This window comes from Pseudomonas sp. O39 (genome assembly GCF_045447295.1).
Classification (GTDB): Bacteria; Pseudomonadota; Gammaproteobacteria; order Pseudomonadales; family Pseudomonadaceae; genus Aquipseudomonas; species Aquipseudomonas antarctica_A.
Genome location: NZ_JBJGXV010000004.1, coordinates 156,776 through 169,397, shown reverse-complemented (window position 1 = coordinate 169,397; position 12,622 = coordinate 156,776). Strand labels below are relative to the sequence as shown.

Below are 12,622 nucleotides of genomic sequence, written 5' to 3'. Positions count from 1 at the left end.
CAACTCAGCTAGCTAGCTGCACATGCTCATCGGCATTCAACAGCGCTTTATCCGTCTGCTTCATGACCTGGCTGGTAATCGCGCCCGCCGTCATCGAGCCGTTTACGTTCAAGGCCGTGCGGCCCATGTCGATCAGCGGCTCCACGGAAATCAGCAGCGCCACCAGTGACACCGGCAAGCCCATTGCCGGCAGCACGATCAACGCGGCAAACGTCGCACCGCCACCCACGCCGGCCACACCGGCCGAACTCAAGGTCACAATCGCCACCAGGGTCGCGATCCACAGCGGGTCCAGCGGGTTGATGCCGACGGTTGGCGCAACCATCACGGCCAACATCGCCGGGTAGAGGCCCGCGCAACCGTTCTGGCCGATGGTGGCACCAAACGAGGCGGCAAAACCGGCGATGGATTGTGGAATGCCGAGGCGGCGCGTCTGCGCTTCAATGCTCAGCGGAATGGCCGCCGCACTGGAGCGGCTGGTGAACGCAAAGGTCAGCACCGGCCACACTTTACGGAAGAACCGCAGCGGGTTGATCCCGGCCAGGGACAGCAGCAGGCCGTGCACCACAAACATCAGGCCCAGCGCCAGGTACGACACCACCACAAAACTGCCGAGCTTGATAATGTCTTGCAGGTTGGAACCGGCGACCACTTTGGTCATCAGCGCCAGCACGCCGTACGGCGTCAGCTTCATCACCAGGCGCACCAGGCGCATCACCCAGGCTTGCAGGGTGTCGATGGCGTTGATTACTTTCTGGCCTTTTTCCACGTCATCCTTGAGCAGTTGCAGCGCGGCAAGCCCCAGGAATGCAGCGAAAATCACCACACTGATGATCGACGTCGGCTTGGCGCGCGCCAGGTCGGCGAACGGGTTCGCCGGCACGAACGACAGCAGCAATTGCGGGATATTCAGGTCGGCGACCTTGCCGGCGTAATCGCTCTGGATCACTTGCAGGCGCGCCATTTCCTGGGTGCCGGCCACCAGGCCTTCGGCGGTGAGGCCGAACAGGTTGGTCAGGCCGATGCCGATCAGCGCCGCAATCGCCGTGGTGAACAGCAGCGTGCCGATGGTCAGGAAGCTGATCTTGCCCAGGGACGAGGCATTATGCAGACGTGCCACTGCGCTGAGGATCGAAGCGAATACCAGCGGGATCACGATCATTTGCAGCAGTTGCACATAACCATTACCGACCAGGTCGAACCAGCCGATGGAGGCTTTGAGCACCGGGTTACCGTCGCCATAGATGGTGTGCAATACCGTACCGAACACCACGCCGAGGGCCAGGGCGAACAGGACCTTCTTGGCGAGGCTCCATTGCGTGTGGCGAGTTTGTGCCAGGCCCAGCAACAGGGCCACGAACACCAGTAAGTTGAGAATCAGGGGCAGATTCATTGAAGCTCCGTTGAGAAGGCAGCCAATCGCGTGAGCCTGCGATTGCGAACCGGAAATGCTAACAGCTTGAAATATATTGATTTAATACCGATATGGAATGTGTACTGTCGTTTTTGGAATAAGCGTTTGACGTTCAGGCGTATGCCTTTGGCGCAATCACGACGCAAGCGGTCGCGCTCGGGCGATAACTGTCACACAGATTTGTTAGCGTCGATGTCTTTCACTCAGGGAGAAAACGCTTATGAAGCTCGCGCCAACACTACTTGCCGCCGCCTTCTGCTTCGGCCTCGCCGGCCAGGCATTTGCCGCCACCGAGTTGAAGCACTGGCCGGCGCCCGCCGCCGAGCAACTGAACAAGATGATCGCCGCCAATGCCAACAAGGGTAACTTCGCGGTGTTCGACATGGACAACACCAGCTACCGCTATGATCTTGAAGAGTCCTTGCTGCCGTACCTGGAAAACAAGGGCCTGATCACCCGCGACACCATGGACCCGTCCCTGAAGCTGATCCCGTTCAAGGACACCGCTGAACACAAGGAAAGCCTGTTCAGCTACTACTACCGCCTTTGTGAAGTCGACGACATGGTCTGCTACCCGTGGGTGGCGCAGATCTTCTCCGGCTTCACCCTTAAGGAACTCAAAGGCTACGTCGATGAGATGATGGCTTCCGGCAAGCCAGTCCCGGTCACGTACTACGACGGTGACGTGGTCAAGAACATGGACGTGCAGCCACCAAAAGTCTTCACCGGCCAGGCTGAGCTCTACAACAAGCTGATGGAAAATGGCATTGAGGTCTACGTGATGACCGCCGCGTCCGAGGAACTGGTGCGCATGGTCGCTGCCGATCCGAAGTACGGCTACAACGTCAAACCCGAGAACGTCATCGGCGTGAGCACCCTGCTCAAGGACCGCAAGACTGGCGAGCTGACCACCGCACGCAAACAGATCGCTGCCGGCAAATATGACGAGAAGGCCAACCTGGGGCTGGAACTGACCCCCTACCTGTGGACGCCGGCGACCTGGATGGCCGGCAAACACGCAGCCATCCTGACCTACATCGACGAGTGGAAAAAGCCGGTGATTGTCGGCGGTGACACGCCGACCAGCGACGGCTACATGCTGTTTCACGATGTGGACGTGGCCAAAGGCGGCATTCACCTGTGGGTCAACCGCAAAGACAAGTACATGACCCAACTCAACGGCATGATGGCCAAGCACGCAGCGGCCCAGGCCAAGGAAGGGCTGCCGGTGACGGCCGACAAGAACTGGGTGATCGTCAAGCCTGACGAGATTCAGTAAGACCGAGGCGCCTGCTTCGCGAGCAAGCCCGCTCCCACACTTGACCGAGTTCCAGCATAGGAGTGCGGTCGACCACACTTGACCGAGTTCCAGCACAGGAATGCGGTCGACCACACTTGACCGAGTTCCAGCACAGGAATGCGGTCGACCACACTTGACCGAGTTCCAGCATAGGAGTGCGGTCGACCACACTTGATCGGGTTCCAGCATTGGAATGCGGTCGAATGTGGGAGCGGGCTTGCTCGCGAAGGCGGTGTGTCAGGCCATACATGAGTCGGCTGGCCCACCGCTTTCGCAGGCAAGCCAGCTCCCACAGTTGGTCTTCTATGTCTGGGGAGTTTTCTGCAGGCAAAAAAAATGCCCCGCACTTGGCGGGGCATTTTTATGGGCGAGGCTTACAGGCCGTCGAGCATCGCCTTGTTACGTACCGCACCCTTGTCGGCACTGGTAGCCAGCAGGGCATAAGCCTTCAACGCGGTCGTCACTTTACGTGGACGCTTCTCGACCGGTTTCCAGCCTTTCTTGTCCTGTTCGACCCGGCGTGCAGCCAGTTCTTCATCGCTGATCAACAGGTTGATCGAGCGGTTCGGAATGTCGATCAGCACTTTGTCGCCATCCTGCACCAGGCCAATCGCGCCACCGGCGGCGGCTTCTGGAGAAGCGTGGCCGATGGACAGGCCCGAGGTGCCGCCGGAGAAGCGGCCGTCGGTCAGCAAGGCGCAGGCTTTGCCCAGGCCTTTGGATTTGAGGTACGACGTCGGGTAGAGCATCTCTTGCATGCCCGGGCCGCCTTTCGGGCCTTCGTAACGGATGATGACGATGTCACCTTCTTTGACTTCGTCGGCGAGGATGCCGCGTACCGAGCTGTCCTGGCTTTCGTAGATCTTGGCGCGGCCTTCGAACACGTGGATCGACTCGTCCACGCCAGCGGTTTTGACTACGCAGCCGTCGAGGGCGATATTGCCGTACAGCACGGCCAGGCCGCCTTCTTGCGAGTAGGCGTGCTCGACACTGCGGATGCAGCCGTTTTCACGGTCGTCGTCGAGGGTGTCCCAACGGGTCGACTGGCTGAACGCGGTTTGCGTCGGGATGCCCGCCGGGCCGGCCTTGAAGAAGTGATGCACGGCTTCGTCGGTGGTCTGGGTGATGTCCCATTTGGCGATGCCTTCGGCCAGGGATTTGCTGTGCACGGTCGGCAGGTCGGTGTGCAGCAGGCCGCCGCGGGCCAGGGAGCCCAGGATCGAGAAGATCCCGCCGGCGCGGTGCACGTCTTCCATGTGGTACTTCTGGATGTTCGGCGCGACTTTGCACAGTTGCGGCACGTGGCGGGACAGACGGTCGATGTCGCGCAGGTCGAAATCGATCTCGGCTTCCTGGGCGGCGGCCAGCAAGTGCAGGATGGTGTTGGTGGAACCGCCCATGGCGATGTCCAGGGTCATGGCGTTTTCGAAGGCCTTGAAGTTGGCGATGTTGCGCGGCAACACCGACTCATCGTTCTCGGTGTAGTAACGCTTGCACAGCTCGACGATGGTGCGGCCGGCTTGCAGGAACAATTGCTCGCGGTCGCTGTGGGTGGCCAGGGTAGAGCCGTTACCCGGCAACGCCAGGCCCAAGGCTTCTACCAGGCAGTTCATCGAGTTGGCGGTGAACATGCCGGAGCACGAACCGCAGGTCGGGCAGGCGCTGCGCTCGTATTCCGCGACCTTCTCGTCAGAAGCGCTGGAATCGGCGGCGATGACCATGGCATCGACCAGGTCGAGGCCGTGGGAGGCGAGCTTGGTCTTGCCGGCTTCCATCGGGCCGCCGGACACGAAGATCACCGGGATATTCAGGCGCAGGGAGGCCATCAGCATGCCGGGGGTGATCTTGTCGCAGTTGGAGATGCACACGATGGCGTCGGCGCAGTGGGCGTTGACCATGTACTCCACGGAGTCGGCGATGATCTCGCGGCTCGGCAGCGAATACAGCATGCCGTCATGGCCCATGGCGATGCCGTCATCCACGGCGATGGTGTTGAATTCTTTGGCTACACCGCCGGCGCGTTCGATCTCGCGGGCGACCAACTGGCCCAGGTCCTTGAGGTGGACATGGCCGGGTACGAATTGGGTGAACGAGTTGGCAATCGCGATGATCGGCTTTTTGAAGTCGTCATCTTTCATCCCCGTGGCACGCCACAGTGCGCGCGCGCCGGCCATGTTGCGGCCGTGGGTAGATGTTTTCGAGCGGTAATCAGGCATTGGAGCACTCCGGGCGGCTAATCAAGTACTAAAGGGGAGTGAGCTTCTATTGACGTCTGGAACACTCAGAAAATGGCCGCGTGTCCAAAAGTTGCCACTCGCGTCGCGGGATCGCCGCGTGCTTGGGCCTCGAGCTCATAAACCCGCCGGGGGATGACTGGCGATGAATAACGTCGATTCTACACCGCTGGCGGCGGGAGGGAATGGCCGTAAGCGTGGAGATAGCGCTTACGGGACGTGTGGCGGGGCATTAGCGCCCGACCCGCGCATTCGTCAACCAACCCCACAGGCTGAAAAGGATGAAGCTGACAGCAATGGTCATCAGCAAATGCGTGCCGGTTTGCGCAAGAGCGGCGCTGCTGACGGCGGCGCTGAGGAACATGATGCTGTTGCCTGCGGATGCGGCTGTGCCTGCACTGCTGGAGAACAGCAACATCGCCGCAGAAATCGCGGCAGGCCGAACCAGGGTGACGGCCAGGGCGCTGATCAGCATCGGAATCAGCAGGGTGATGGTGGTGATCGCCTCAACGCTGACGATCAGTGTCAACAGCACGCCAGCGACAAGCAGCAACCCGAGGCCGAGGTTGATTTGCCGGGGCAGCGGGATGCGCTTTTGCAAATACGACGCCGCGACGCCGCCGAGCAGATAGGCCACGCCGTACACCATCAGCACCAGGGCGTACTGGTATTCCGACAGTTTCAGTGCATCCATGAAAATCAGCGGCGTCACGCTGATCAGCGCGAAATAACAGGCAAACACCAGCGCGGCGATCCACCAGTAACGCAGGAAGTCCCGATTGCTTGCGACGGCTTTCAGCGTGCCGATGATCGAAACCGGGGCACGGTGGGGGCTGGCGGATTTGGACGGCAGGATGCAGAACGCATGGATCAACATGCCCAGCGCCATCAGCGCGAATCCGTAGAAGCTGCCTTGCCAGTCGAATGTGGTTTGCAGCCAGGAGCCTATCAGGGGTGACAGCGCGACAAACGAACCGCTCAGGGTCATGTAATAGAGGCGTACCCGGGCTCGATCCTGTTCCTCGAACAGGTCTTCCACCAGGGCGTGGCCCAGCACGAAGAAGCCACAGCCCATCGCCTGTACGGAGCGAAACAGCAGGAAGGTCAGGTAGTCCGCGGCCAGTGCGCAGCCAATCGCGCCCAGGATCGACAATGTGATGCAGCCGAGCAGGACTTCCTTGCGTCCCCATTTATCCGACAACGGGCCCGCGACCAATTGGGAGATGGAAAAGACCAGGGTGAACAGGCTGATGGAGAGTGCGATGTCCGCCGTAGGCATGTCGAACCGGGTAGCCAGCGCGGGGAATGAGGGCAGGAGAATATTGATCGGAAAGAAGCTGATCAGTGAAATGCAGGTGATGAGGATGAAGCGGGACAGTTGTTGGCGTTTTACGTCGCCACTGAGTGGGGGCGAGCAGGTGAACTCAGACATTGTTTTTGTTTTCCGGAGTAAAACCAGAAACCAATACTAGTCTGCGACATGTGGAATTCAATCAAAAACCTTGTGGGAAGCCATATGGACTTGTGTGGCCTGCGGCAATGTTTCTGACACAGCACAAAAAAATGTGGGAGCTGGCTTGCCTGCGATAACGGAGTGTCAGTCAACAGATTCATTGACGGGTTCACCGTAATCGCGGGCAAGCCCGCTCCCACATTTTGATCTGCGCTTATTGCTTAGCTGTTAGGCAGCAACCGGCAGGTAATGCTCTTGATATACCGCGTCTCTGCAATCGCCGGATGCACCGGATGATCCGGGCCCTGGCCGCCGCGTTCGAGCATCTGGATATTGCGATCCAGGTGGCGGGCGCTGGTCAGCAGGATGTTTTGCAGGTCGTCTTCCGGCAGGTGCATCGAGCAGGATGCGCTGACCAGGATGCCGTCCTTGCTGAGCAGGCGCATGGCTTGCTCGTTCAGGCGACGGTAGGCGCCTTCGCCGTTTTTCATGTCTTTTTTGCGTTTGATGAAGGCCGGTGGGTCGGCGACGATCACGTCGAAGCGTTCTTCGCTGGCTTTCAGCTCTTTGAGAGCTTCGAAGACGTCGCCTTCGATGCAGGTCATTTTCTCGGCAACGCCGTTCAGCGCGGCGTTGCGCTCAACGCCGTCGAGGGCGAAAGCGGAGGCGTCGACGCAGAACACTTCACTGGCGCCGAAGGCTGCAGCTTGCACGCCCCAGCCGCCGATGTAGCTGTACAGGTCCAGCACGCGTTTGCCTTTGGCATACGGGGCCAGGCGCGCGCGGTTCATGCGGTGGTCGTAGAACCAGCCGGTCTTCTGGCCCTGGATGACTGGGGCTTCGAACTTCACGCCGTTTTCTTCCAGCGCTACCCATTCCGGCACCAGGCCGAACACGGTTTCAACGTAGCGGTTGAGGCCTTCAGCGTCGCGCGCGGCGGAGTCGTTCTTGAACAGGATGCCGCTCGGCTTGAGCACTTGGGTGAGTGCAGCGATCACGTCTTCTTTGTGGGCTTCCATGGTCGCCGACGCGATCTGCACCACCAGGATATCGCCGAAACGGTCGACTACCAGGCCTGGCAACAGGTCGGAATCGCCGTAGACCAAGCGGTAGAACGGCTTGTCGAACAGGCGATCACGCAGCGACAGGGCGACGTTGATGCGGTGCACCAGCAGCGACTTGTCCAGGGGCAACTTGATGTCGCGCGACAGCAGGCGTGCGCAGATCAGGTTGTTCGGGCTCATGGCCACGATGCCCAGGGTCTTGCCGCCGGCCGCTTCCAGGATAGCCTGGTCGCCTGCCTGGAAGCCATGAAGAGGTGTGGCGGCCACGTCGATTTCGTTGCTGTAGACCCACAGGTGGCCGTTGCGCAAACGACGATCGGCGTTGGCTTTGAGACGCAGGCTTGGCAGGGACATGACGTCGCTCCGGAAAAAAGAGCGGGAGTATACCGTGTTGTGCATGAATTCGCGGCGCCGCCGGACATGTGGGAGCGGGCTTGCTCGCGAAAGCGGTGGATCAGCCACTGTATTCGGTGACTGACACCGCGCTTTCGCGAGCAAGCCCGCTCCCACATTTGATCCGGTTTCAGTTCGGCATTTGGGTGTCGGTCAAGTCTTCATAAGGGTTAGAATCCCCGCCTAGCCCAGAGTGTGTACTTATGTCCCAAGAGCTTTCCGCCGAGCAGATCCAACAGGCCCTGCAAGGCATCAGCGTGCCGCCTCAACCGCAAATCATGGTGGATTTGCAGATGGAGCAGTACATGCCCGACCCGGATCTGGAAGTGATCGCGCGGTTGATCTCCCAAGACCCAGGCTTGTCCGGTGCGCTGCTGAAGATCGTCAACTCGCCCTATTACGGCCTGAGCAACAAGATCGCCTCGATCCAGCGCGCAGTGAACCTGCTGGGCAGCCGCTCGATCATCAACCTGATCAATGCGCAGTCGATCAAGGGCGAGATGAGCGACGACACCATCGTCACCCTCAACCGCTTCTGGGACACTGCCCAGGATGTGGCCATGACGTGCCTGACCCTGGCCAAACGCACCGGTTCGCAAACCGTAGACGAGGCCTATGCCTTGGGCCTGTTTCACGATTGCGGTGTGCCATTGATGCTCAAGCGTTTTCCCAACTACATGACGGTGCTGGAAGAGGCCTACGCCAACGCCGGCCCCGACTGCCGGGTGGTCGACACCGAGAACAACGCGTTCAACACCAACCATGCAGTCGTCGGTTATTACACCGCCAAGTCCTGGCGCCTGCCGGAGCATGTGACCGACGCCATCGCCAACCACCACAATGCCCTGGCGATTTTCAGCGATGAGTCGTCGCGCACTCCGCAACTGAAAAACCTGCTGGCGATCCTGAAAATGGCCGAGCATATCTGCTCGTCTTACCGTGTGCTGGGCAGCCAGTCGGTAGACCATGAGTGGAATGCTATCGGCCACCTGGTGCTGGATTACGTGGGCCTGTCGGACTACGACTTTGAAAGCATGAAGTTGTCGATCCGCGAGCTGGGCGCGCACTGACCCTTTTTTCAAGAGGTACACATGCCCGAGTTACCAGAAGTCGAAACCACCCGGCGCGGAATTGCGCCCCACCTGGAAGGCCAGCGGGTCAGTCGCGTGGTGGTGCGTGAGCGGCGCCTGCGCTGGCCAATCCCGGAAGACCTTGATGTGCGTCTCTCAGGGCAGCGCATCGTATTGGTGGAGCGGCGGGCCAAGTACCTGTTGATCAATGCCGAAGTGGGCACCTTGATCAGCCACTTGGGCATGTCGGGCAACCTGCGCATGGTGGAAGTCGGTTCGCCGGCACTCAAACATGAGCATGTGGACATCGAACTCGAATCCGGCCTGGCCCTGCGTTACACCGACCCCAGGCGTTTCGGCGCAATGCTCTGGAGCCACGACCCGCACAACCACGAGTTGCTGATGCGCCTGGGGCCCGAGCCGTTGACCGACCTGTTTGATGGCGAGCGCCTGTTCCAGCTGTCCCGTGGGCGTTCGATGGCGGTGAAGCCGTTCATCATGGACAACGCAGTGGTGGTGGGGGTGGGCAATATCTATGCGACGGAAGCGTTGTTTGCGGCGGGGATTGACCCGCGTCGGGCCGCGGGCGGTATCTCACGCGGGCGTTATTTGAAGCTGGCGATTGAGATCAAGCGCGTGCTGGCGGCCGCCATCGAACGGGGCGGTACCACGCTGCGCGACTTTATTGGGGGTGACGGGCAGCCGGGGTATTTCCAGCAGGAACTGTTCGTCTATGGCCGGGGAGGCGAGGCGTGCAAGGTCTGCGGGACGGAGTTGCGCAATGTGGTGTTGGGGCAGCGGGCGAGTGTGTTTTGCCCTAAGTGTCAGAGCTGACTCTGTGTGATGGCTGATAACGCCTTCGCGAGCAAGCCCACTCCCACACTTGAATGTATTCACACGTCTAAATGTGGGAGCTGGCTTGCCTGCGATGAGGCCCTGATGGGCGCCACAAAGGCTTAGGCCTTACCGGTAATCTTCCGGTACTTCTCCATCAACTGCTCTTCAGTCTCCGGATGGGCTTCATCCAGCGGAATGCAATCCACCGGGCACACTTGCTGGCACTGAGGCTCGTCGTAGTGGCCGACACACTGGGTGCACAGGTTGGGGTCGATCACGTAGATCTCTTCGCCCTGGGAAATCGCAGCGTTCGGGCACTCGGGTTCGCAGACGTCGCAGTTGATGCAATCGTCGGTGATGATCAGGGACATGGAAACTCCTGCCAGGGCTGTCAGCCAGGGCATCTGAAAACGAATGCGCGCAATTGTGCCGCATTGGCGCCCACAGTGCGAGCGCACATGACCTGTGGCTTATGTGCTTGTGGGGGTGAGCTGGCTTATTGTGGCAAGCCCGCTCGCCACAACAAGCCCACGCCTCAGAAATTACTTCTTGAAACGCAGGGTCAGCGCATCTGCCACGGCCGGGTGCACGAACTTGGTGATATCCCCGCCCAAAGCAGCGATTTCACGGACCAATGTGGAGGAAATGAACGAATAACGCTCCGACGGCGTGAGGAACAGGCTTTCCACGTCGGGCGCCAGTTGACGGTTCATGTTGGCCAGCTGGAATTCGTATTCGAAGTCCGACACTGCACGCAGGCCACGCAGGAACACATTGGCGTTCTGCTCTTTGGCGAAGTGCGCCAGCAGCGTCGAAAAGCCCACCACTTCCACGTTAGGCAGGTGCTTGGTGACCTCGCGTGCCAATTCCACGCGCTGTTCCAGGGGAAACAGCGGGTTTTTCTTGGGGCTGGCGGCGACCGCGATGATCACATGGTCGAACAAGCGAGAGGCGCGTTCGACCAGATCGCCATGGCCTTTGGTAATCGGGTCGAAGGTACCTGGGTACAACACTCGGTTCATCGCGTCGTCCTGGCGGAGTCCGTTGGGGAACCGGATGGTATCGCAGCCGTCCCGGTCGGCCAAGTCAACTTATGCAGAAGAAAGCACTATAGACAGCACGAATACCGTGTTTTTTCATGCCGTTTTCAGACGTTCGGCCAATGCTGTCGCCAGTTGCGCCGTCAATCCGTACACCGACAATTGCGGGTTAGCCCCAATGCTGGTGGGGAATAAAGAGCCGTCGTGGATCGACAGGTTGCGCAATTGGTGATGCCGGCCGAGGCTGTCGGCCACCGCGTTTTTCGGGTCTTCACCCATGGCGCAACCGCCCATTACGTGGGCGCTGCCCAGTGTCGTACGGTGCAATTCCAGGCTCAGGCCGTCAATCAGGCTGCGCGCCTCGGCCAAGGTGTTCACGTAGCGTGCATCGTGGTGCAACGGCTTGACCGACTTGGCGCCCGCCGCGAACTGAATCTCGGCCATGGTATGGAACGCCCGGCGCAGGCCGTCCCAGGCGTAATCCGACACCTGATAATCGAGCACCGGCGTGCCGTCACTGCGCAATTCCACGGTGCCGCCCGGGCTGTCGGGATGAAAGCCGTCACGCAGCAGCGCGAGCATGGCGTGGGTATGGGGCAGTTGGCTCATGTCCAAGGCGTTCTGTGTGCCGTAGCCGCCGAACAGGGTGCTGGCCAAGCCCGGATGTAAGGGCGGAGCCTCCAGCTTGTAGGACATTTTGCCGGTAGTGCCGTCCAGCCATTGGAAGTGGTCGGAATAGATCGACTGCGGCGCACCGTAGAACGGGTTGATGACCTCGTCGAACAGCCCGGCGGAGAAGTTCACCAAGTGCAGAAAAGTGCGCTTGCCCAGCCGCGAATGCGGGTCGGGTGCGTCCGAACGCATCAGCAGTGCCGGGCTGTTGATGCCACCGCCGGACAGGACGTAATGCTTGGCCTTGACCGTGATCTTGCGCCCGGTGGGGGCCACGCAGCGTTCATCCATGGCGACGCATTCCAGGCTGCTGATCGTGTCGCCGCTGTAGTTGAGGCGTTCGGCGCGGGCCAGGTAGAGCAGCTCACCGCCTTTTTCCAGGGTGGACGGAATGGTGGTGACCAGCATCGACTGCTTGGCGTTGACCGGGCAGCCCATGCCGCAATACCCCAGGTTGAAGCAGCCGCGCACGTTGCGCGGAATCACGTGCCAGCTGTAACCGAGTTTTTCGCAGCCTTTGCGAATCACATCGTTGTTGGCATTCGGTGGTATGGCCCACGGCGCGATACCCAGGCGCTGCTCCATCTTCTCGAACCACGGCGCCATCTCGGCGCTGCTGTGGCCTTTTACCGCGTATTCGCTGGCCCAGTGGGCGAGGGTGGCATCGGGCGTGCGAAAGCTCGACGTCCAGTTGATCAGCGTGGTGCCGCCCACGGCCCGGCCCTGCAGGATGGTGATCGCGCCGTCTTTGCTCATGCGGCCGATGCCCTCCTGGTACAGGCTGGCGTAGGCCTCGTCTTCCAGCAGTTTGAAATCGCTGCTGGTTTTGAGCGGGCCTTCTTCGATCAGCAACACCTTGTAGCCGGCTGCGCTGAGGATCTCGGCGGTAGTGCCGCCACCGGCGCCGCTGCCGATAATCGCCACATCGGCTTCCAGGGTCAGGTCGTTGCCTAAGGCGGCGCCATTGTGGGTTTTCCAGCCACGGGCTAGGCCGTCGCGGAACAGATCGGGTACGGGCATATGAAGTGCACTCTTGTTTTTATGAGTTAAACGCTACGAAGTTGCGGTCAATGTGGGCGCTGGCTTGCTCGCGAATACGGTGTCTCCGTTAAGAATTTATTGACTGACCCACCGCTTTCGCGAGC

At 60.2% G+C, this 12,622-nt stretch carries 10 protein-coding genes; 3 read left to right on the top strand and 7 right to left on the bottom strand.

Translation table 11 applies throughout. The features are described from left to right. Window positions 1-4 precede the first annotated feature (4 nt). A complete protein-coding gene (locus tag ACI77D_RS07685) occupies window positions 5-1,393 on the bottom strand; it encodes an L-cystine transporter (protein WP_407016344.1) in 1,389 nt (462 codons plus the stop codon). 241 nt (window positions 1,394-1,634) lie between these two features. Here ACI77D_RS07685 and ACI77D_RS07680 point away from each other — a divergent pair, with 241 nt between their 5' ends. Beyond that, window positions 1,635-2,693, top strand: coding sequence for a hypothetical protein (locus ACI77D_RS07680; protein WP_064454574.1), 1,059 nt, complete (start codon window positions 1,635-1,637; stop codon window positions 2,691-2,693). Between the two features lie 395 nt (window positions 2,694-3,088). On the opposite strand, the gene ilvD is transcribed toward ACI77D_RS07680, so the two are convergent. The 3 genes from ilvD to ACI77D_RS07665 form a co-directional block, all read right to left on the bottom strand. Continuing rightward, window positions 3,089-4,930, bottom strand: a complete 1,842-nt coding sequence (ilvD, locus tag ACI77D_RS07675) for a dihydroxy-acid dehydratase (RefSeq protein WP_064454573.1) — start codon at window positions 4,928-4,930, stop codon at window positions 3,089-3,091. A 250-nt stretch (window positions 4,931-5,180) separates the two neighbouring features. Then, a complete protein-coding gene (locus ACI77D_RS07670) occupies window positions 5,181-6,380 on the bottom strand; it encodes an MFS transporter (RefSeq protein ID WP_407016343.1) in 1,200 nt (399 codons plus the stop codon). Window positions 6,381-6,622: 242 nt separating this feature from the next. Continuing rightward, a complete protein-coding gene (locus ACI77D_RS07665; protein WP_003213799.1) occupies window positions 6,623-7,819 on the bottom strand; it encodes a class I SAM-dependent rRNA methyltransferase in 1,197 nt (398 codons plus the stop codon). Window positions 7,820-8,115: 296 nt separating this feature from the next. Here ACI77D_RS07665 and ACI77D_RS07660 point away from each other — a divergent pair, with 296 nt between their 5' ends. Both ACI77D_RS07660 and mutM read left to right on the top strand, forming a co-directional pair. Further along, window positions 8,116-8,928: an HDOD domain-containing protein gene (locus tag ACI77D_RS07660; RefSeq protein WP_208604480.1), complete on the top strand. Its 813-nt coding sequence runs from the start codon at window positions 8,116-8,118 to the stop codon at window positions 8,926-8,928. Window positions 8,929-8,949: 21 nt separating this feature from the next. Beyond that, entirely contained in the window at window positions 8,950-9,762 is an 813-nt protein-coding gene (mutM, locus tag ACI77D_RS07655) for a bifunctional DNA-formamidopyrimidine glycosylase/DNA-(apurinic or apyrimidinic site) lyase (protein ID WP_064454569.1), read from the top strand. 122 nt (window positions 9,763-9,884) lie between these two features. On the opposite strand, the gene ACI77D_RS07650 is transcribed toward mutM, so the two are convergent. From ACI77D_RS07650 to ACI77D_RS07640, 3 genes are all read right to left on the bottom strand, one after another. Continuing rightward, entirely contained in the window at window positions 9,885-10,136 is a 252-nt protein-coding gene (locus ACI77D_RS07650) for a YfhL family 4Fe-4S dicluster ferredoxin (RefSeq protein ID WP_003195146.1), read from the bottom strand. Window positions 10,137-10,307: 171 nt separating this feature from the next. Then, window positions 10,308-10,787 (bottom strand): pantetheine-phosphate adenylyltransferase, encoded by a 480-nt coding sequence (coaD, locus tag ACI77D_RS07645; protein ID WP_003176711.1) that lies wholly within the window; start codon window positions 10,785-10,787, stop codon window positions 10,308-10,310. 114 nt (window positions 10,788-10,901) lie between these two features. Then, the gene (locus ACI77D_RS07640; protein WP_064454568.1) at window positions 10,902-12,497 is read right to left on the bottom strand and encodes a GMC family oxidoreductase; all 1,596 of its coding nucleotides are present in this window, start codon (window positions 12,495-12,497) and stop codon (window positions 10,902-10,904) included. Window positions 12,498-12,622: the final 125 nt, after the last annotated feature.